Source organism: Xenorhabdus eapokensis (assembly GCF_001908105.1).
Genome location: NZ_MKGQ01000022.1, coordinates 35,906 through 56,989, shown reverse-complemented (window position 1 = coordinate 56,989; position 21,084 = coordinate 35,906). Strand labels below are relative to the sequence as shown.

The following is a 21,084-nucleotide window of genomic DNA, read 5'->3' as shown; positions in this document are numbered from 1 at the left end:
AATATTTTTATTATTTTTAAATAAAAGTAAAATATAAAATTAGCAACATATATATATTTTAAAAGCAAAAATACCGAGTTTATTCTTCTGAATAAGAAGTATTTATTCAGAAGAATAATTCTGCTAATTGAAGTCAACACCTTGCCTATCATCACTTTTGCGAGCATGATCGCAATACCATACCCATTAATCAAACAACTTACATGTCTGCAATCAAAGAACTTCAAGTCACAATCTCTAACCTTTCGGTATGGCGCAAGGGTGATCAACGTGCACCACATAAGCCGTTATTGTTACTGTATGTACTTTCCCAATATCAGAAAGGCCATGAACGACTGTTTGACTATGGGGAGGAGATCCACCAACCATTGCTGGATCTCCTCAATAACTTTGGCCCAAAACGCAAAACCCATTATCCCCCTTTACCCTTCTGGCGCTTACGTGGCGACGGGTTTTGGGAATTGCAAAATACCGAACTCTGTACACCACAAAAAGGGAGTAAGGAGCCGCCAAAACGTGAATTGATTGAATTTGGCGTCAAAGGTGGTTTCGACCAACAAAGCTACCAGTTATTACGCCAAAAACCCGCTGTCATCGATAAACTGGCACAACAAATCCTGAGTGAGCATTTCCCTGACAGCATACAGGAGCTGCTTGCTAATCAATTGGATTTCTCTTTAAGTGATATCCGCAAAATGCGTGATCCCCATTTTCGCCGGCAGATACTGCGCGCCTATAACTATGAATGTGCGATATGTGGTTACAATCTGCGACATGACAGTACTCCCGTTGGCCTGGAAGCTGCACATATCAAATGGAAACAATACGGCGGACCTTGTACCGTAAACAATGGGCTTGCCCTTTGTTCACTGCACCATTCCGCATTCGATATGGGATCAATCAGTATTGACAATAATATGAATTTACTGGTTTCAGAAAGTGTTAATGGTGGATTGATGGTGAAGCAACTTTTTTGGAATTTCGCAAAACAGTCAATATTACTTCCCCAGAATAAAGATTATTATCCGCTGGAAAGTTTCATCGCCTGGCATCGCAATCAAGTTTTTAAAGAATAGTCTGCAACTATTTGAAAAAGGGGAAACCAAAGCTTCCCCTAACAATTCAACCTGATTTTAGGTCACTGACTTGCTTTCAATTTTTGGAAATACTCTTCGTACAGAATATTGGCATTGCCAACATCACTCTGCCATTCGCCTTTCTTGACTACGGCTTCATCTGGGTACAAAGTCTTGTCTTCTGTCATGGATTTTGGCAGTAATTTTTTCGCTTCCAGATTCGGCGTTGGGTAACCAATTTTCTTGGCAACCTGTGCCGCAATTTCAGGGCGCAACAAGAAATCGATCAATTTCATCGCACCATCGACATTCTTGGCATTCGCTGGTATAGCCAGGCTATCCATCCAGAAAATTCCGCCTTCTTTCGGCCAGATAATCTCAACCGGTGTACCCGCCTGACGCGCAACATAAGCAGAGCCGTTCCACATCATACCGATATCCGCCTCGCCTTCCATAAATGGGTTGGCTGGGTTGTCAGAGTTAAATGCCAGTACATTGGGCATCAGTTTTCTTAGTTCCTGATAAGCGGCTTCAATCTCTTTCGGATCAGTGGTATTGCCGGAATATCCTAATTTCAGCAGCGCCATCTGGAAAACTTCACGCGCATCGTCAGTCAGGACTAAGCTGCTTTTGTACTCTGGTTTCCAGAGGTCAGCCCAAGAAAAGAGGGAGTTGGGATCAATATTATCTTTATTGACGCCAATCGCCGTGGCGCCCCAAATATAAGGGATAGAGTAATCGTTATTCGGGTCAAAAGACTTATGCAGTAGGTTAGGATCAAGATTACGGAAGTTGCTCAATTTGCTGGTGTCGATTTTTTGCAACATTCCTTCTTTACTCATCTTTGAGACAAAGTAAGTGGATGGAACCACTAAATCATAAGCACCGTCTTTATAGGTTTTCAGCTTGGTGTACATGCTCTCATTGGATTCATAGGTGGAATAAATCACCTTAATCCCAGTTTCTTTGGTGAACTGGTTGAGCAAACCAGGCGGAACGTATTCAGTCCAGTTGTAGAAATACAGCGTTTTGCCATCATCATCAGCGGCATTTACAGAGCCAATGTTTAATGCCATCATCCCAGCGGCCAAAAGATAAAACCACTTTTTCATATCATGTTTTCCACGCAGTGAGTGCGTTAGTATCGTATAGGTTCCGCGTGAACCTACCCCCCAAAAAACGGCTATTATAAAAGCCACATTTTGTGGGGTAAAGCCAGTTGTTACGTTGTAGATTGGTGCTTAAAAGAAGATTAAGACTTACCTGTGCGATCACGCATCACAAATTGGCTAATCAGCACCAAAACCAACGACATAAGTAATAAAATCGTTGCCAATGCGTTCACTTCCGGCGAAATTCCCACTTTTACCATTGAATAGATCTTAAGTGGCAAAATTTCATAGCTTGGCCCCGTCACAAATGAAGAAACAACCACATCATCCATCGATAGGGTAAAACTCAGTAACCAACCTGCCATAACCGCCGGCATCGCCAGCGGCAGGATGATTTTTCGCAGGATAGTCAATTCACCCGCCCCCAAATCACGCGCCGCTTCCAGCATTTTGACATCGAAGTCTTTCAGGCGGGAGTAAACCGTTATCACCACAAACGGCAAACAGAAGGTGATGTGCGAAAACAGTAGTGACCAGAATCCCAATGAGACACCAAGTAGCATAAATAGCACCAGTAATGAAATCGCCATCACGATATCTGGCGACATCATTACAACAAACAGCATACCGCCAACAAACTTTTTGCCACGGAATGAGTAACGATACAAGGCGACTGCCGTCAGGGAGCCAATTAAGGTGGCAAACGTGGCAGAAGTTACCGCCATCGTCAGGGAATGGCCTGCCGCTTGAAGCAGGCTATCATTGGTGAACAGCAGGCTATACCATTCGGTGGTAAAACCCTGCCAGCGAATACCAAAGCGTGATTGGTTAAACGAGCTTACCAGCAGAATAATAATCGGGATATACAGGTAAGCATAAACGATGGTCATGAAACCACCGCGCAACAGGCGTCCGATCATTCCAGTTCTACCTTCTTGTTCAGCAACTTAGCCGCACGATAATAAACCAATAACATCAACCCCATTACCAGCGTTAAACAGATGCTGGTCGCCGCGCCAAACGGCCAGTCGCGGATATTGAGGAATTGGCTCTTAATCACGTTACCGATCAGCAGGTTCTTCGCCCCGCCCATCAAGTCAGCTACGTAGAACAGTCCCATCGCTGGCAGCAATACCAGTAAACAACCGGCGATAATACCCGGCATAGTCAGTGGCACAATGATGCGGATAAAGGTTTGCAATTTCCCCGCGCCCAAATCGCGCGCCGCTTCCAGACAGGATTTATCCAGCTTCTCAATACTGGAATAGAGCGGCATCACCATAAACGGTAATAAGATGTAAACCAGACCCAGTATAACCGCCTCAGGGGTATACATGATGCGCAACGGCTTATCGATAATCCCCACCCACATCAGAAAATCATTCAAATACCCGCGGGTACTGAGGAACATCTTCAAACCATAAATACGGATTAACGAATTCGTCCAGAATGGTACGATCAGCAGGAATAACATCAGGGGACGCAATTTCTGCGACATACGAGCCAAGAAAAAAGCGAATGGATAGCCAATCACCAGACAACAGAGCGTCGCGACAATCGCCATATTCAGCGAATGCAGCAACACTTCGGCATACAGCGGATCGAATAATCGGGTATAGTTATCCAGTGAGAATATCATCTGCACTAAATTGGCATCATCACGGGTCAGGAAGCTGGTTCCGATGATCATCAAGTTCGGCAAAAAGACGAACAGCATCAGCCAGGATACGATGCCCGTAATGACGATATTCTGGAATAGTTTACGCGTCTTCTTCATCGACCAGCACAACCTCCCAGCTTTCTACCCAAGTGACGGCAATCTTCTGGTTCAGGGAATGGTCAACATCAGGATCATCTTCGTTGAAGAATTCGCTTACCATGACCATCTTGCCATTTTCCATTTCGACCACGGAATCCAATGTCATCCCCTTGTAGTTACGCTCGCGAACATAACCAATCAAACCCGATACCTGCTCACCGTTGTTGATCTCTTCCACGCGCAGGTCTTCCGGACGCAGCAACACTTTCAACGTTTGCCCTACCGTCACTGGCAAAGACGTGAAAATATCGCACTCGTGACCTTCGACATTGGCGCGTATCCGCTGCTCATCAATACGATGTAACACTTGAGCATCAAAGATGTTGATTTCGCCGATAAAGCGGGCAACAAACAGATTTTTCGGCTCTTCGTAAATCTCACGTGGAGAGCCATCCTGTTCAATGCGTCCGTCACGCATCACCACGATGCGGTCAGACATGACCAGAGCTTCTTCCTGATCGTGAGTCACGAAGATAAAGGTGATACCGAGCTTACGCTGGAGCGCCTTTAGCTCATTTTGCATCTGCTTGCGCAACTTGTAGTCGAGTGCGGACAGCGATTCATCCAGCAGCAAGACTTTCGGTTTATTGACAACCGCGCGGGCAATCGCCACACGTTGCTGTTGGCCGCCGGAAAGCTGGGTAGGTTTACGCAGGGCAAACGCTTCAAGCTGAACCATGCGCAATGCTTCCTCAACACGCGGAGCAATCTCTTTTTCCGGTGTTTTCTGCATCCGAAGTCCAAAAGCGACATTTTCAAATACGGTCATATGAGGGAATAGGGCATAACTTTGGAAAACCGTATTAACATGACGGTGTTCGGCGGGAATATCAGTAATATCCTGCCCTTCCAATAAAATTTGGCCGCTATTTGCATCTTCCAGCCCGGCAATCAGGCGGAGTACGGTGGTCTTGCCACAACCGGATGGCCCAAGAATGGTCAGGAACTCGCCATCATTGATGGTCAGATCGAGCTGTGAAATAACTTGTTTACCGTCGAAGCCCTTACTCAAGGCTTTCAATTCAACGAGTGGTGTCAGAGAGGTGTTCTCAGTCATTTATGCTATCATCTATCCCTTGGAATAATGCAGATAGAACCGCCACGGGAAAAGACTGTGTTAGCTAGCAGGAGACATCATTTCTCCGCTAAAGCTCAAAGCCAGTGGCGCCGGTTGAAAATACGAAGCGCGCATCATAAACGCAGTAAGCCCAAATTGAAAGCTGAAACAATGACAATATGTCATTTTTTATGACTATTTTATGAATAATAACAACGAACCCTATTTTGCTCCGAATTTTACCGAATGGAAATAGTTTCATGTTGAATATTTTTGAATTGGGAAAATATTATTTTTTCAATAAATTCAGGCAAATATCCAAAGCAAACCCTATCATCATTAACACTTAGCCAGCTAGCCATCTAAACATCAAGGTGTCTAGATGGTTAGTCAGTGGCTTATAATAGCTAGTAGTAGATCGACTGTTGTATATTAGCTCACACCTATATTTGCCCACCTACCCCCTTAAACTTCTCAACAAATGCAGCAATTTTCTGGAAAACAGCCTGCTTTTTCGTTCTGTATTCCGGGTTAAGTGGACTTAACTTAGGTAGCGTTGAGTTTAGCTCTGTACCATTTTCACTGGCATATTCTCGTTTTAATGATGCCGTAATATAGCGCTTAGCCGCATCTTCATTTAATTTTTCTGAGCTGATTAACTCCTCTGCTTCACGCTTTTGTTCAGCTTGAGCAAATTTGAAAAACTCATCAATGATACTGGCCTTGTCAATAATTTCGTCCAAGTTAGTTTGATTAATGAAATCAACAAGTAGACTTTCTTTTGCTCGATTACCAAGGCTGGAACGAATTAAACGGCGAACTTCATCAATTAGTTCTGCCTTATTTTTATTCTTTTTATTGTTTTCAAAAACCAACTCAAGAATGTAATCTAAATTAATTTCCTGTGATTTGAGTAAGTCCACTTCAAAGACGACATCATCCCAGTCAATAGTAGATTTATCTTTCTCGTTAGATGACTTTTCACGGCGTAACCAATCACGCGTATCATTATAGGTTGAGCGATAATCTTGAATAGTACGCTCAGTTGGCATCTCAATCGCTTGCATCGCAGCGATATCCGCCATCAACAATCGGGGCAGTGTGAGATTCATGTTATACAGGGAAACGATGACCGCCCGAAAATTGCTCCAATTTTTTCAACGCTTAATAAAAGAAGAGGGTCGCAAGGTCTATTTAATTCTGGATAACTTACGGGTGCATCATGCCAAAACAGTGACGAGCTGGTTAGAAAAGGATCAGAACCGGATTGCGGTGTTTTATTTACCGACGTATTCACCGGAATTGAATCCCGATGAGTATCTCAATGATGACCTAAAAAGTGCCCTTCGTCATTCCTCACCGGCAAAAAGTCAGCAGGAATTAGCCGGAAAGGTCAAAAGCCATCTAAGGAAGCACCAGAAAAGAAAGGCGCATGTTGCCCGTTTTTTCCACTAGCCTAAAATTCGTTATGCGGCATGATAAAAATATAGGTATTTAACCACCTGATTAATAAGTTAATTAAAAATGTTTGTGATCTTGCCCTGAATAAAAAAGTTAGTTAAATATAAAAAAATATTGGTTTTTATGATGAAAATAAACACTTCATTTAATTAACAATTAAAAACACCAATAATAACAACATAATCAAAAAAAATTAACGGTATAATAAAAATCTTATTCAATTTAAAAATATCACATCGCAATAAAATCGTTAGGTTTATATTCCACATTGGTGAAAGTGTGTTGAATATCACATTTCAATGTAATTGCGAATTCTCATTTCATTTGCAAAATAAAATTAAAGTGGAAGAAAAGACAAATGTTAAGAATAATGCAATTATTATGCAACCAATTGTTTTTTATGGAAAGAAAGCAGAATAAAATATGGTTACCACACTAAGTATTTTAAAATTCCGTTAATTGGTTATTTTTCAGGTGAAAATTTAAGAGTAAAATCACATTTTTAACGATAAACAACATATCATTGAGTTTTCGATCGCTTTCTCACTACCAGCATAATATATAAAAATACGCTTTACTGTCATTAATCAATGGAATAAAAACAACTATGTTTAAAAACAACAAAGGGTATGATATGAGAAAAATGGATAATCTGGAGTTTAGAATATTACAACTTCTCAGGAAAAATCCTTTTCTCGCCCAAAAAGAAATCGCTGATATTATTGGCATTAGTCGTTCAAGCGTCGCAGGATATATCCTTAACCTACAAAAAAAAGGGCATATAAAAGGAAAAGGATACATTTTCTCCAGTGGAAATTATGCCGTAACGGTAGGGGCTTCCAATATGGATATTACCAGCTTCGCTTCGACTGAATTATTAAAGAAAGATTCCAACCCAGGGAAAACAAAATATACGCTAGGTGGTGTTGCCCGAAATGTGGCGCATAACATTGCTACGTTAAAGAATGATAGTTATTTAATTTCTATTTTTGGTGATGATTCATATGGAAAAAGACTGTTTAGAGAAACCCGGTTAGCCGGTGTTGACCTTAGCCATTCTCATAAACTCCATGATGAAAGAACTTCGATTTATCATTCGATAGTTGATAGTCATGGTGAACCGTATACCTCCGTGAGTGATATGGATATTTTGAAAAAACTCACGCCTGAGTTACTCAATAAATCTAAAGCTCTCATTGAGCGAGCAGGCATACTGAGTATCGACTGCAATTTGAGAGAGGATACTCTGGAATGGTTATTTAAAAACTCAGGTAATGTGCCCATATTTGTTAATCCTGTTTCGTCATATAAGGCGGGCATAGTACGTAACTGGCTAACATATATTCATACTATCAGACCCAATCGGCTGGAAGCAGAAAAAATCAGTGGCATTAAAATTAACTCAATAAAAGAGGTTAAGCTGGTCACATCATGGTTTCATGAGCAAGGAGTACAGCGGGTAGTTTTAAGTATGGGAGCTGACGGTGTTTACTACAGTGAGTTAGATTATATATCTGGCCACTCTCCGGCATTGCCTGTTGATATTGTCAATAACACGGGCTCCGGTGATGCAATGATGGCAGGATTAGTTCATTGCGCGTTAGCAGGTATGGATTTTAAGGAAAGTGTATATTTTGCCCAACGCTGTGCTGCACTTGTCCTGTCTACTGAATTAACACATTCACTAACCCTATCTCCATTTGCTGTTGATAAATTACTGCTATTAGATCCAATAACAATGATGAAAAACCAATAAATATCATAAAAATAAAAAAGTAGAATGTTAGTATTGTGGCTAGAGCCGGGCTGGACCCGGCATTTTTTTCAATGCCCATTCATGTCAATGTTTATATCCGATTGAATTAAATTCAATCGTAATGCGAAAGGAATGGGGAGTGAGCTTAAAACTGGCAAACAAGTCCGGTATGGACACAATTTTGTAGGTAATTATCCCAAAAACCTTGAGGATAACGCACTAAATCGTTGTCTAAGACCGTTGGTTTTTGCCAGCGGAAATGATCGAATCCTGCTTTTTTAAGTGCTTTTTCATAGCTCTCACGACTCCAACGATAAAACGTGAAAGGGCTTGGGGGGGTTGACAGAAATTCGGCCTGGTGACGGAAGCCATTTTTCCACGGCTCTTCGCTCAAAATCTTAAAACCATAATTCTCACAGTTTCCGCTTTCTAACCGATAATCAGGTGATGCCATATAAGCAATTAATTTGCCGGAAGGTTTTAAATGCTCAGCCGCTGCTTGAAACATCGTTTCCAGTTCTTCTGTGGATTCTGCATAGTGGAATAAAAAAGCGGCGATAACAATATCAAATTTTTCATCTAATTTCATTTCACATACATTTTGTACATGAAACTCAATATTATCACCATACAGTTTTGACTTGATTTTAGCGAGTTCAATCATTTTTGCAGAAATATCAACGCCAACCACTTTTGAAGCCCCGCGCTGGTGCAATTCCCGCCCAAAATAACCATACCCGCAAGCTAGATCCAGAACTGACTTTCCTTGTATCTCACCGACCATGTTGAGTATATCCCGAAGCTCAGACTGTCGTTGGGCTACCGTATTGGAAAACTGTTCGTAATGCTCTCCAATTAAATCATAGCTTGCTTGCTCTTCCATTATTATGGCTCCTGATAAAAAATAGAATAAGGGTACTATTTTATAAAGATAAAGTATCATGAAATAATTAGGTATAATTATTTTTGTAACATGATTAATTTTACACGATAAACAATCTGTTTGAATTAAATCAAGAATAACCAGATATTGCTATATTCAAGAGCATTGGGGCATCCTCTTATCACCCTTTAATATTCGATTTTATTGTACGGATGATTATGGAGTTTATGGCAATCCTTTTAACGCTCAATCTAACTATTTAATACATAAACGTTTTTCATACGATTTTTCCAGTTTAATTTTTTTTATAATTTCCAACATCATCCCTGTTTTTCTTATTACCAAACTATAAGTCTGGCGCAGCCAGTTCTTGCCAGTTAAGCTGTAGAACTTTCCTTGGTTACCTCAATTAAAAATGATTTACAGAGAGGGTTTTATGGCTGATGCAGATATTCGTGTTGCTATCGTGGGCGCTGGCGGGCGCATGGGACGCCACCTTATTCAGGCAGTCCAGTTGTTGGAGGGGGTTACGCTTGGTGCAGCCTTAGAACGTTCCGGCTCATCATTGGTGGGAACCGATGCTGGAGAGCTGGCTGGGATTGGTAAAAACGGCGTGATTATCAATGATGACCTGCATCAGGTCATTGAACACTTTGATGTATTGGTTGATTTTACTCGTCCTGAAGGCACATTGGCCTACCTCTCCATTTGTCGGCAATATCACAAATCAATGGTTATCGGTACAACAGGTTTTGATGATGCCGGTAAACAAGCCATTGCAGAAGCCTCCCGTGAGATCTCCATTGTTTTTGCCGCGAATTTTAGTGTCGGCGTCAATCTGCTACTAAAATTGCTGGAAAAAGCTGCCGCAGTGATGGGGGAATATACCGACATCGAGATTATTGAAGCTCACCATCGCCATAAGGTAGATGCTCCATCAGGAACAGCATTGGCAATGGGTGAATCCATCGCTAAGACATTGGGTCGCGATCTCAAAAACTGCGCAGTTTATGCCCGTGAAGGCCATACAGGAGAGCGAGATCCTAAAAGCATCGGATTTGCCACTATACGAGCAGGTGATATTGTGGGAGAGCATACCGCGATCTTTGCCGATATTGGTGAACGTGTAGAGATAAGCCACAAGGCTTCAAGCCGAATGACCTTTGCTAATGGCGCCATTAAGGCAGCAATATGGCTAACAGGAAAAAATAGAGGTCTTTATGATATGAAAGACGTGCTAAATCTTGATAAAATTTAATTTTAAAATATTATAACTATATGTTATTACGCAATTATTTTAAAAAAAATTGCGTAATAATGAAATTCGGACAATCCATAATTAAATACCCCAATTAACTGCTATTTCTGTAATAATATTTAGTCTTTTTGTTGTCTTTTTCCCATAAGCACGAAAAAAGCCCTCTATTTTTTCTGTTATTAAGTTTTCTCTCACATAATCGTTTATTCACTCCCCCTTTCCTTACATTTTTCAGCTACATTTACTGAAATTCAGACCAAAAGTTGTAAAAAAGCCAATAAAAATGCCATTTTTTGTAGACAACCCCCCTTCTCATCATTAGAATGCGCGCAATTTGCCAAAATTTTGACAAAAATCATGATTGGCATTGATTTTAAGGATTAACTCTGAATTAATATGCATTGGATGCGACTCATTATTCATCTTGGAGGGCGTTTTGATTAAGTCAGCTATATTGGTTCTGGAAGATGGAACCCAATTTCACGGTCGCGCCATTGGTGCTGAGGGTGTGGCTGTTGGGGAAGTGGTCTTCAATACTTCAATGACCGGATATCAAGAAATACTTACCGACCCTTCCTATTCCCGCCAAATTGTTACTCTTACTTATCCCCATATTGGTAATGTCGGCATCAATGCCGCTGATGAAGAATCCCCCGCCATTCAAGCCCAAGGCTTAGTTATTCGTGATTTACCCTTAGTGACCAGTAATTTCCGCAGCGAAGAAAACCTGTCTGATTACCTGAAACGTCATAATATCGTTGCTATCGCGGATATCGATACCCGTAAACTGACCCGCCTGTTAAGAGAAAAAGGGGCACAAAACGGCTGTATCATTGCCGGTCATGAAACGGATGCTCAAATTGCACTGGAAAAAGCAAAAGCATTTCCTGGCCTGAAAGGCATGGATTTGGCAAAAGAAGTCACGACAACCCAATCTTACCAATGGGTACAAGGAAGCTGGACATTAGCGGATGGACTACCCGAAGCTCGCGAAGAGCAAGCATTGCCTTACCACATTGTGGCCTATGATTTTGGAGTGAAGCGCAATATCCTGCGTATGCTGGTAGATCGCGGCTGCCGCGTTACCGTTGTACCGGCACAAACCCCCGCCGATGAAGTGCTGAAAATGGCACCGGATGGCATTTTCCTGTCCAATGGACCGGGTGACCCAGAGCCATGCGACTATGCTATCGAAGCAATCAAAACCTTCCTGGATACCGAAATTCCGGTCTTTGGCATCTGCCTGGGGCATCAATTGCTGGCGTTGGCCAGTGGTGCAAAAACGGTGAAAATGAAGTTTGGTCATCATGGTGGAAACCATCCTGTTAAAGATTTGGATCGCAATGTTGTCATGATCACGGCACAGAACCACGGTTTTGCGGTTGATGAAAGCTCACTGCCAGCCAATCTGCGTGTAACGCATAAATCCCTTTTTGATGGCACATTGCAAGGTATTCATCGCACTGACAAGCCAGCATTCAGTTTTCAGGGGCACCCGGAAGCTAGCCCTGGCCCACATGAAGCCGCTTCGCTGTTCGATCATTTTATCGAGTTAATTGAGCAATATCGCCTGACAAACGTTCAGAACACCAAATAATCAGGAGAAGAAAAAAATGGCAAAACGTACTGATATTAAAAGTATCCTGATCTTAGGTGCTGGCCCAATTGTTATCGGTCAGGCTTGTGAATTTGACTATTCCGGCGCACAGGCTTGTAAAGCGCTGCGGGAAGAAGGTTATCGCGTCATTCTGGTAAACTCGAACCCAGCAACGATAATGACCGATCCTGAAATGGCTGATGCAACTTATATCGAGCCGATCCATTGGGAAGTCGTGCGCAAAATCATTGAAAAAGAACGCCCTGATGCCATCCTGCCAACAATGGGTGGGCAAACGGCACTAAACTGTGCATTGGAACTGGAGCGCCAGGGCGTACTGAAAGAATTTGGCGTCACTATGATTGGTGCGACCGCTGATGCCATTGATAAAGCAGAAGATCGCCAGCGTTTTGACAAGGCGATGAAGAAAATCGGCCTGGACACCGCTCGTTCTGGCATTGCCCACACGATGGAAGAAGCGCTGGCGGTAGCCGAAGACGTCGGTTTCCCTTGCATTATCCGCCCTTCTTTTACTATGGGCGGAAGCGGTGGCGGTATCGCCTACAACCGTGAAGAGTTTGAAGAAATCTGCGAACGCGGCTTAGACCTCTCTCCAACCAATGAATTGCTGATCGATGAATCCCTGATTGGCTGGAAAGAGTATGAGATGGAAGTAGTGCGGGATAAAAACGATAACTGCATTATCATCTGCTCCATTGAAAACTTCGATCCAATGGGTATCCATACTGGTGACTCCATCACCGTCGCACCAGCACAGACCCTGACCGACAAAGAATACCAAATCATGCGTAACGCTTCGATGGCGGTATTGCGTGAAATTGGAGTAGAAACTGGTGGTTCAAACGTTCAGTTTGCAGTAAACCCGAAAAATGGCCGTCTGATCGTCATTGAAATGAACCCACGAGTCTCCCGTTCGTCAGCACTGGCTTCCAAGGCAACAGGTTTCCCAATCGCAAAAATCGCCGCAAAACTGGCGGTCGGTTATACCCTTGATGAATTGATGAACGACATCACGGGCGGACTCACCCCTGCGTCTTTCGAGCCTTCCATCGATTATGTTGTGACGAAAATCCCGCGCTTCAACTTTGAGAAATTTGCCGGCAGCAATGACCGCCTAACCACTCAGATGAAATCTGTTGGTGAAGTGATGGCAATTGGCCGTACTTTCCAGGAGTCTATGCAGAAAGCTCTGCGCGGTCTGGAAGTCGGCGCGACCGGATTTGATGCGACAGTTAATCTGGATGATCCGCAATCCCTGACCAAAATCCGCAGTGAATTGAAAGATGCCGGTGCTGAACGTATTTGGTATATCGCTGACGCTTTCCGCGCGGGTATGTCCGTTGATGGGATCTTCAACCTGACCAATATCGACCGCTGGTTCTTGGTACAAATTGAAGAGTTGATTCGTCTGGAAGAACAAGTTGCAGAACAGGGTATTAACGGTTTGACCGCTGATTTCTTGCGCCATCTGAAACGCAAAGGTTTTGCTGATGCGCGTCTGGCGAAACTGGTGGGAGTCTCGGATAAAGAGCTCCGTAAGCTACGCTATGACTACAACTTATACCCAGTTTATAAGCGTGTTGATACCTGTGCGGCAGAGTTTGCTACCGATACCGCTTACATGTACTCCACATACGAAGACGAATGTGAAGCCAACCCGAACAATGAAAAACCGAAAATCATGGTATTGGGCGGAGGCCCGAACCGCATCGGGCAAGGCATTGAGTTCGATTATTGCTGCGTACATGCTGCTCTGGCTCTGCGTGAAGATGGTTTTGAGACCATCATGGTGAACTGTAATCCAGAAACAGTTTCGACCGATTATGACACTTCCGATCGCCTGTACTTTGAACCTGTCACATTGGAAGACGTACTGGAAATCGTGCGTATTGAACAACCAAAAGGCGTTATCGTTCAGTATGGCGGCCAGACGCCATTGAAACTGGCTCGTGAACTGGAAGCGGCGGGTGTTCCTGTTATCGGCACCAGCCCTGATGCTATTGACCGTGCAGAAGACCGTGAGCGTTTCCAGCAAGCCGTTAATCGCCTTGGCCTGAAACAACCCGCCAATGCGACAGTCTCCACTATCGAGCAGGCGGTTGAAAAAGGTAATGAGATTGGTTATCCGCTGGTCGTTCGTCCCTCTTATGTGCTGGGCGGACGGGCAATGGAAATCGTATACGACGAGCCAGACTTGCGCCGTTACTTCCAGACTGCGGTTAGCGTATCCAATGATGCGCCAGTCCTGCTGGATCGTTTCCTTGATGACGCTGTTGAAGTTGATGTGGATGCTATCTGTGATGGTGAACGTGTCCTGATCGGCGGCATTATGGAACATATCGAGCAAGCGGGTGTTCACTCCGGTGACTCAGCTTGTTCTTTGCCAGCTTATACCTTGAGCAAAGAAATTCAGGATGTGATGCGCCAGCAAGTTGAAAAACTGGCCTTTGAACTGCGTGTCCGCGGTCTGATGAACGTGCAGTTTGCGGTGAAAGACAACGAAGTTTACCTGATTGAAGTGAACCCACGCGCAGCACGTACCGTTCCATTTGTTTCCAAAGCAACGGGTATGCCGCTGGCAAAAATAGCGGCACGGGTGATGGCAGGCCAGTCTCTGCTTGAGCAAGGTACAATTGAAGAGATCATTCCACCTTACTACTCCGTGAAAGAAGTGGTACTGCCATTTAATAAATTCCCAGGTGTTGACCCAATTCTGGGACCAGAAATGCGTTCTACCGGTGAAGTTATGGGGGTTGGCCGTACTTTTGCTGAGGCGTTTTCAAAAGCGATGTTAGGCAGTAATTCCACCCTGCGCAAACAAGGCCGGGCACTACTGTCTGTACGCGAAGGTGATAAAGAACGTGTTGTCGATTTGGCCGCTAAATTACTTAAACACGGCTTTGAACTGGATGCGACGCATGGTACAGCCATTGTATTGGGTGAAGCAGGGATCAACCCACGTTTGGTGAATAAAGTTCATGAAGGACGCCCGCATATTCAGGACAGGATCAAAAATGGTGAATACGACTATATCGTTAATACCACTGCGGGTCGCCAGGCGATTGAAGATTCAAAACTGCTGCGTCGCAGCGCACTGCAATATAAAGTGCACTATGACACAACCCTGAACGGTGGCTTTGCAACGACGATGGCACTGAGTGCTGATCCTACTGAGCAGGTTATTTCTGTACAAGAAATGCATGCTAAGATCGCCAAATAAATACACCTAAAATAACGCTACCAAATAAGATACCGCCATTTTTTGGCGGTAAAAAAACAAAGCCATTCCTGAATTGGAATGGCTACTATCAATTAAACTCAATGTTATAAACCCAGAATTGTTTCTGCTACACAAGTATATTGATTATTCATATGAACCTTAGGGGGAGTAAAACAATCCTCTAAAAACCAATTTGCCGGCGTTTGCAGGGCGATAGAAATAGCAACCAAGTGCTCCAGGCTGATTTTATTGGTTCCGCGTTCATAACGTGACAATTGCTGATGGCTAACTCCAATTTTGTCTGCCAGCTCTGCTGCTGTCACTCCAATTTCTTTTCTTTTCATTTGGATTCTTTTTCCTACCAGCATACTGACTTGCATAATATTACCACTCTCAATTTATAAATAAGTTAAATAAACTATTGCAGTACCTTCATATTTTCCGGCTTTCGGGGGAGTTAGTGTGTGCAATACTGACGTCAGTTTGAAAGGTGTGTATTCATTCGGCCTTTGTGTAGTGACCCTCACGCCGCCTGCCGCATTTTTTCCATTAATTTGCAGCGTTGAATACATTTGTTTATTGGAATCGAGGTAAACCTTGTCTTCATTATCAGTTGATTTGGCATGCAATATAATTGCGTTACTATAAGCAGAACATTTAAATTTACCGTTAATTGAGCGGGTTGCATTATTTATTTCTGTTGCAGTTAATTCCCCATAAGCAATTTCAGAAGGTAAATAGATTTCACAACTTTGATTTGGAGGCGGCATTTTATTACAGGTAGAATTTGGAAATTGTTCAGCCCAACCATATCCCTCTTTTATATCAGTTGTATAAAACAGACCAATACAATCCGCATTTGTGCTCATGATGGTAAACGTTACCCGTAGAGGAATGCCAAATTTTTGTTTATAAGCTCGCATAACGTCAGCGGTTGTCGGGTATTGATGAGCATCATTCAGGCACACATCTGCCTCTCTACAGGAGCCATGCATTCCTGGCTTTTTCCACTCGCCCCTATATTGAACATCTGGGCCAACATAGCATGGACTCCTTTCATAGCAAGGATTGGGTATCCCTTCTTCCTCTGTCCATGCAATGATTTCCATAGTTGTAATCGCCTGATCACCTGATGGGATCGTATTAACCGGCATAACATAAGCCCCACCATAAGCATGTGTGGCACTGACCAAAAACAACAGAGCTGCTAGCTTCAACAACGATTTTTTAATATGGCGCATAACTTATTTTCCAATAACATCAAACTCTGACTAAAGATCGTGGATGAAAAACCAGTCAGCATGACTAGTCGTAATTAACTTCAAAAGTCGCGATTGCCGTAAATGGACCAACACCTATCTTTTTCTCTCGAATAACGCGGGGAGTAGCTTGTACATACGCCTGGAATGTAATCTTGTTATCTCTGCTATTAGCTAATAATGGGAATGCACTGGTTTTATTAAATGGCATCGGCGTACCATCCATTTTTTCCATACCAATAGCAATGCCATGAAGACGATCGTTAGATCTCACTGCCAATAATCCCGGTAGCTCTTGGCTCACCTCTCCCAAGAATTTTATCCTTAGACGTTTTATCATCTGAGGATCACAATCCTTTAAGTTCAGATAAAATGGCTTGCTCTTGGTACGATGTTTCAGATAAAGATCGCTGTTAAGAATATTTCCAAAATCCACTTCTATGTTTTGATCTTTTGTCTCAATCGAGCAAGTGGGAGCAAGTACAGTTAGCGTAATTCTGACATCCTGACGCAGATTATCCCGTGCATAGGCACTTTGCTGGCTACCCATGCCGAAAAGAAACAGCATCGGCAATACATATCTGGATAATCTGATGCTTAACGGATTCATTATTATTTACCCTACATTTATCCAACTAATTACCGAAAAAAACGCATCGTATTTCGGCTAATTCTGTGTTGATGCCCCGTCAACACCTGGGTTGACGGAGCGCCATCAATGCAACTTAATTAGTTTCCATCAGTCACAACTTTTGTCACTGCGCAAGTATTGCCACTACAATTGAATGTTAACTGTGGGCGTCCACCATAATCATTGACATAGGTCAGTACTGGTGTATTACCTAATGAGTTAGTGGTGCCTCCCAGTTTTTCACTGCTTCTGGGTGCCAACATAAGAGGTTCAAATCCCGCCACACTTTTACCGTTCACCTTATTCGAGGCTTCTGAAATAGTGATGTAATAAGGTGTTGGGTTATTCACCACGTATTGATTGCCTTCACGGGTTAGGGTAAGTTTTTCCTGCCAGGGATTATCAAGATCAATACGGCGTGCAATCACGGCTTCCGGGCGATAAAACAATTTGACGCGAGTCTGCAAAGCGATTTGCAGCACGTTTGATTTTTCACTGCGTGGTGGAATTTCACGTATGTTGAAATAGAACAGACTTTCCCTATCTTGTGGTAATTGGGCTATCGCCGGCAGTGTTTGAATTTTAACCTGGCTCTTCGCCCCAGCCTCAACACGTTGTACCGGTGGAACAACCACAATCGGGCTATTGATCTTATTTCCCTTATCATCTTCAATCCATGCCTGTGCCAAATAAGGCAAATCGAGATGCTGATTTTCAATGTTCAGACTGACGGATTTGGTATTGCCATTAAAAATCACACGCGTGCGATCTAACGCTATCGCGGCCGTTGCCTGATGAATTGGCATCAAACTACTTACCGTCATAGCGGTTATCATTAGAATATTTTTCAGTTTCATAGTGTCATTTGCTCAAGCTCAAAAGAGACCCATGTTTATATTGCTGCACTGGCTAATCGCCGCATTTTTCAGATCGAATAAACATAATACTCTATTAAATAACGATTTTTTGGATCGTTTTATTACAATTTACTTATCATCACCTGTTAAAAACTGGCAAGGTAGCAAAAGTGAAGTTAAAGACTCTGACGTCATTTCATCTGGCACTGTAATCTCGCACTGAGCTTGTCCATCCCAATGTACTTGCAGTTTTTCCCCCTGATTTATTCCACTCAGATAAGCATATCCATCATCACTGACAATCCCGATTTCACGCTGAGCAGAATTCAAGACAGAAGCACCAAAAGGTGGGAATGAACCGTCAGGTAACCGGATGACTGTCATCGCCTTAATTCCTGATATCACTTGGAATTTACGATAACCAATCGCACCTTCCGTTAAGGTTGCCTGCTGAACAGAACGCAGTGCCTCTACATCATCAGGTAAGTTATCTAAGTCAATATTTGCTCTGTTGCGATAGTAGTTATTCACATCGGCCAGTACGGCTTTGCCAAAGTAGTTGGTATGTACCGCTGAACCAAATCCGCGAATAGGCACATTGCTAACCCCTTCTGTATCTACCATCAGGCGAGTTGCACCAGGCATATTAGTACGGTGCAGGGCAGCCCCTTTTGCCGTTACCGTTACGCCACCTTGCAGGCCAAGGGCTGCCGTAGTATTGCCACCATCCCGATAACTGGCACTGGCAGTGAGTAATGTCTGGTCGCCATAATGGTTGTAATAGCCGTCAACTGACGCCCTGCCACCGATACTCGTCCCCATTGAAATACGATAGTTATTGCGATCATCAATACGATCAAAATAACCCACTGTATGTGCATTGCCCTGACGATTAACTAATCCATTGTAGCTGACAGTGCCACTTTCTCCCCACGGAATGGAAAGATTCAGATACATGCCATCATCTTTTTTATTGTCAAAATTGTTACGATAGGCTGACAGATTGACGCTAATATTTTTATAACGCCCAATATCAAAATACTTGGATAAGGAAAGGTTATAGCGATCGTTTGTTGGCCGATTCCAGTAAGTTTGATGGCTATAGTTAAGGTAGGCATTTAAACCAATATCTGTAAATTGCTTGTTGAAGGTAATGGTATACATCTCTTTGCCGCTATTGGAAAAAGTGTTGCGATAGCGACGATCGATATACTGCCCCATATTCATGAAATTGCGCTCGGAGAAACGATATCCGGCAAACGTCACCTGACTGTTATATCGATCAAAACGTTTCGAATAACTAAGACGATAAGATCCCCCTGTCAGGGTTTTGTTTTCTCCTGGTAATCTTGCCCTCGATTCTGTCATATCAAACGATAATGCCCCAAACATCATCAAGTCACGGCCGATCCCCAGTGATAAAGCGTTATAATCTCCCGCAGCTAAGAGACCACCATACAACGACCAACCGTTGTTAATTCCCCACGAGAATTCGCCTAAGCCGAACGCAGGCCCTTCGCGACGATGCTTATCATTCGTGGATTGACCACCCACAAATTTATACTGTACTCGTCCGGGGCGGGTCAGATAAGGGATCGTCGCAGTATTGACCTGAAACTCTTGCACACCACCGTCTTGCTCTTCGACTCTGACGTCCAGTGTTCCGACTACTGCATCACTAAGATCCTGAATACGGAATGGACCAGAAGCGACCTGAGTTTCATACAGCACTCTCCCCTGTTGCTTAACCGTCACCTTGGCATTAGTCCGTGCTACACCTGTGACTTCAGGCGCATATCCACGTAAATTCGGTGGCAACATATTTTCATCAGTCACTACGCTGACGCCCGTATAGCGGAAACTATCGAAAATACTGGAATTGAGGTAATCCTCACCCAATGTCAATTTCGCTTCCAGACGAGGGATAGCACGATATACATAGTAACGACTCCAATCCCAATGACGTTCTCTGCCCTCAGAATCCTCCCATTTATCACCATCCTGGTTTTTGAAACGGTTATATCTGGCCTGCCAGTCAGCCCGAAAACGCCACTCCCCGACATTCATCCCTGCTGTTCCGATGGCACTTATCTGTTGGTTATTACTACCGTGAACGGGTTTAGAGGTTTGGGCGTTAACGTTATAATCAAACAGTAATCCGGCTATCCCATTATCCCAACGAGCAGGGGGATCCCAGTCTGGTAAGTCATATTCCAGATAAATTTTAGGTATGATCAAATAAAGCGTATAAGTGGCGAGGTCACCTCTGGCTGACATACCTGGCAACGTATTAAGATCAAGGCATTTACCCTCATTCTGCCAGCCTAATTTTTCTACCCACTGTTGTTTCAGAGCGATTTGTTTCACCAATTCAGGAGATATACAGGCTTCACTACCTTTTGGCTCATCAGGTGGCGCAATAAAATCGATAGAATAGGTATCCGGAAGTTCATGCTGATTCATCCGCACACTCATCATATAATTACCCGGCATGATATAACCTGCACGGGCAAATTTATCCAAATCAATATTGGTACGTTCATTGATATCCAGTGCACCAATATTGAATTCGACTGATGATCTGGAATGAGCAACCTGAATACCAGACAATGCAAACAGGATAAGAGTAAAAAGAGGATTAATGCCAAACAGTAAGTGCCTTGTTTTTATTTTATTAGCTATTCTTTTTTGATTAATCACACTATTTCTATTACTGCTTGTCTTTTTATTACTGATTATTTTTCTATTTTTAGATAAAAAATCATGACTCATAGAATCTGAAAACAAAACCATAGCATCCTCTGAACAATGAATCGTTAATCATCCAGTTTGAAATTAGCCGCCTGTCAGACATAACCAAGTCTGTAAGCGCACAAGAGTTCTTACCTCATACATGGCGTCATTAAAGTTCATCGATCTAAATTGAGGAGCCTGACCGATACTGAGGTTAGTTAAATAAAAAAGGGTATTTCAATTTACTTCTATAGGGATAGCTTTGTTAATGACACAATCTGTTTTACTCAATAAGTAATAATATTGATTTACATCAATAAAAAATATCGGGTTACAGAATATTG

General features: G+C 43.0%; 16 protein-coding genes and 1 pseudogene. 6 read left to right on the top strand and 11 right to left on the bottom strand.

What is annotated here, in order from left to right; translation table 11 throughout:
* Window positions 1–203 precede the first annotated feature (203 nt).
* Window positions 204–1,076: a phosphorothioated DNA-binding restriction endonuclease gene (locus Xedl_RS14005; RefSeq protein ID WP_074024448.1), complete on the top strand. Its 873-nt coding sequence runs from the start codon at window positions 204–206 to the stop codon at window positions 1,074–1,076.
* Between the two features lie 62 nt (window positions 1,077–1,138).
* Here Xedl_RS14005 and potD read toward each other — a convergent pair whose 3' ends face one another.
* From potD to Xedl_RS13980, 5 genes and pseudogenes are all read right to left on the bottom strand, one after another.
* Window positions 1,139–2,188, bottom strand: coding sequence for a spermidine/putrescine ABC transporter substrate-binding protein PotD (gene potD, locus Xedl_RS14000; RefSeq protein WP_074024447.1), 1,050 nt, complete (start codon window positions 2,186–2,188; stop codon window positions 1,139–1,141).
* 140 nt (window positions 2,189–2,328) lie between these two features.
* Window positions 2,329–3,108 (bottom strand): spermidine/putrescine ABC transporter permease PotC, encoded by a 780-nt coding sequence (potC, locus tag Xedl_RS13995; protein ID WP_074024446.1) that lies wholly within the window; start codon window positions 3,106–3,108, stop codon window positions 2,329–2,331.
* On the bottom strand, window positions 3,105–3,965 hold the full coding sequence (potB, locus tag Xedl_RS13990) for a spermidine/putrescine ABC transporter permease PotB (RefSeq protein ID WP_074024445.1): 861 nt from the start codon (window positions 3,963–3,965) through the stop codon (window positions 3,105–3,107). The genes potC and potB overlap by 4 nt, the downstream gene beginning before the upstream one ends.
* Complete coding sequence (potA, locus tag Xedl_RS13985) at window positions 3,949–5,064, bottom strand: spermidine/putrescine ABC transporter ATP-binding protein PotA (RefSeq protein WP_074024444.1); 1,116 nt, start codon at window positions 5,062–5,064, stop codon at window positions 3,949–3,951. The genes potB and potA overlap by 17 nt, the downstream gene beginning before the upstream one ends.
* Window positions 5,065–5,507: 443 nt before the next feature.
* Window positions 5,508–6,122: pseudogene (locus Xedl_RS13980) on the bottom strand (type I restriction endonuclease subunit R, EcoR124 family); the annotation flags it as partial.
* A 52-nt stretch (window positions 6,123–6,174) separates the two neighbouring features.
* On the opposite strand from Xedl_RS13980, the gene Xedl_RS33650 reads away from it, so the two are divergent.
* Window positions 6,175–6,519 carry a transposase gene (locus tag Xedl_RS33650; protein WP_339373743.1) on the top strand — a complete coding sequence of 115 codons (345 nt, stop codon included), beginning with the start codon at window positions 6,175–6,177 and terminating at the stop codon, window positions 6,517–6,519.
* Window positions 6,520–7,132: 613 nt separating this feature from the next.
* Window positions 7,133–8,281, top strand: a complete 1,149-nt coding sequence (locus Xedl_RS13970; RefSeq protein WP_074024443.1) for a PfkB family carbohydrate kinase — start codon at window positions 7,133–7,135, stop codon at window positions 8,279–8,281.
* Window positions 8,282–8,426: 145 nt separating this feature from the next.
* Here the strand turns inward: Xedl_RS13970 and Xedl_RS13965 are convergent, their stop codons facing one another.
* Entirely contained in the window at window positions 8,427–9,164 is a 738-nt protein-coding gene (locus Xedl_RS13965) for a class I SAM-dependent methyltransferase (RefSeq protein ID WP_074024442.1), read from the bottom strand.
* 436 nt (window positions 9,165–9,600) lie between these two features.
* On the opposite strand from Xedl_RS13965, the gene dapB reads away from it, so the two are divergent.
* From dapB to carB, 3 genes are all read left to right on the top strand, one after another.
* The gene (gene dapB, locus Xedl_RS13960) at window positions 9,601–10,422 is read left to right on the top strand and encodes a 4-hydroxy-tetrahydrodipicolinate reductase (RefSeq protein WP_074024441.1); all 822 of its coding nucleotides are present in this window, start codon (window positions 9,601–9,603) and stop codon (window positions 10,420–10,422) included.
* Between the two features lie 436 nt (window positions 10,423–10,858).
* A complete protein-coding gene (gene carA / locus Xedl_RS13955; protein ID WP_074024440.1) occupies window positions 10,859–12,019 on the top strand; it encodes a glutamine-hydrolyzing carbamoyl-phosphate synthase small subunit in 1,161 nt (386 codons plus the stop codon).
* Between the two features lie 16 nt (window positions 12,020–12,035).
* Entirely contained in the window at window positions 12,036–15,260 is a 3,225-nt protein-coding gene (carB, locus tag Xedl_RS13950; RefSeq protein WP_074024439.1) for a carbamoyl-phosphate synthase large subunit, read from the top strand.
* Window positions 15,261–15,364: 104 nt separating this feature from the next.
* On the opposite strand, the gene Xedl_RS13945 is transcribed toward carB, so the two are convergent.
* From Xedl_RS13945 to Xedl_RS13925, 5 genes are all read right to left on the bottom strand, one after another.
* The gene (locus tag Xedl_RS13945; protein ID WP_339373744.1) at window positions 15,365–15,628 is read right to left on the bottom strand and encodes a helix-turn-helix domain-containing protein; all 264 of its coding nucleotides are present in this window, start codon (window positions 15,626–15,628) and stop codon (window positions 15,365–15,367) included.
* A gap of 30 nt (window positions 15,629–15,658) precedes the next feature.
* Entirely contained in the window at window positions 15,659–16,414 is a 756-nt protein-coding gene (locus Xedl_RS13940; RefSeq protein WP_244149721.1) for an MrpH family fimbial adhesin, read from the bottom strand.
* Between the two features lie 151 nt (window positions 16,415–16,565).
* Window positions 16,566–17,129 (bottom strand): fimbrial protein, encoded by a 564-nt coding sequence (locus tag Xedl_RS13935; protein ID WP_074024436.1) that lies wholly within the window; start codon window positions 17,127–17,129, stop codon window positions 16,566–16,568.
* Between the two features lie 119 nt (window positions 17,130–17,248).
* The gene (locus Xedl_RS13930) at window positions 17,249–18,007 is read right to left on the bottom strand and encodes a fimbria/pilus periplasmic chaperone (RefSeq protein ID WP_074024435.1); all 759 of its coding nucleotides are present in this window, start codon (window positions 18,005–18,007) and stop codon (window positions 17,249–17,251) included.
* A gap of 129 nt (window positions 18,008–18,136) precedes the next feature.
* The gene (locus tag Xedl_RS13925) at window positions 18,137–20,779 is read right to left on the bottom strand and encodes an outer membrane usher protein (RefSeq protein ID WP_083600341.1); all 2,643 of its coding nucleotides are present in this window, start codon (window positions 20,777–20,779) and stop codon (window positions 18,137–18,139) included.
* Window positions 20,780–21,084 lie beyond the last annotated feature (305 nt).

Excerpts from the sequence above, each read along its gene's own strand:
- Xedl_RS13925 (WP_083600341.1), bottom strand. The coding sequence starts at position 20,779 with ATGAGTCATGATTTTTTATCTAAAAATAGAAAAATAATCAGTAATAAA.
- Xedl_RS13965 (WP_074024442.1), bottom strand. The coding sequence starts at position 9,164 with ATGGAAGAGCAAGCAAGCTATGATTTAATTGGAGAGCATTACGAACAG.
- carB (WP_074024439.1), top strand. The coding sequence starts at position 12,036 with ATGGCAAAACGTACTGATATTAAAAGTATCCTGATCTTAGGTGCTGGC.
- Xedl_RS13930 (WP_074024435.1), bottom strand. The coding sequence starts at position 18,007 with ATGAAACTGAAAAATATTCTAATGATAACCGCTATGACGGTAAGTAGT.
- Xedl_RS13945 (WP_339373744.1), bottom strand. The coding sequence starts at position 15,628 with ATGCTGGTAGGAAAAAGAATCCAAATGAAAAGAAAAGAAATTGGAGTG.
- Xedl_RS33650 (WP_339373743.1), top strand. The coding sequence starts at position 6,175 with ATGTTATACAGGGAAACGATGACCGCCCGAAAATTGCTCCAATTTTTT.
- Xedl_RS13970 (WP_074024443.1), top strand. The coding sequence starts at position 7,133 with ATGTTTAAAAACAACAAAGGGTATGATATGAGAAAAATGGATAATCTG.
- Xedl_RS13940 (WP_244149721.1), bottom strand. The coding sequence starts at position 16,414 with ATGCCGGTTAATACGATCCCATCAGGTGATCAGGCGATTACAACTATG.
- Xedl_RS14005 (WP_074024448.1), top strand. The coding sequence starts at position 204 with ATGTCTGCAATCAAAGAACTTCAAGTCACAATCTCTAACCTTTCGGTA.
- potA (WP_074024444.1), bottom strand. The coding sequence starts at position 5,064 with ATGACTGAGAACACCTCTCTGACACCACTCGTTGAATTGAAAGCCTTG.
- dapB (WP_074024441.1), top strand. The coding sequence starts at position 9,601 with ATGGCTGATGCAGATATTCGTGTTGCTATCGTGGGCGCTGGCGGGCGC.
- potB (WP_074024445.1), bottom strand. The coding sequence starts at position 3,965 with ATGAAGAAGACGCGTAAACTATTCCAGAATATCGTCATTACGGGCATC.
- potD (WP_074024447.1), bottom strand. The coding sequence starts at position 2,188 with ATGAAAAAGTGGTTTTATCTTTTGGCCGCTGGGATGATGGCATTAAAC.
- Xedl_RS13935 (WP_074024436.1), bottom strand. The coding sequence starts at position 17,129 with ATGAATCCGTTAAGCATCAGATTATCCAGATATGTATTGCCGATGCTG.
- potC (WP_074024446.1), bottom strand. The coding sequence starts at position 3,108 with ATGATCGGACGCCTGTTGCGCGGTGGTTTCATGACCATCGTTTATGCT.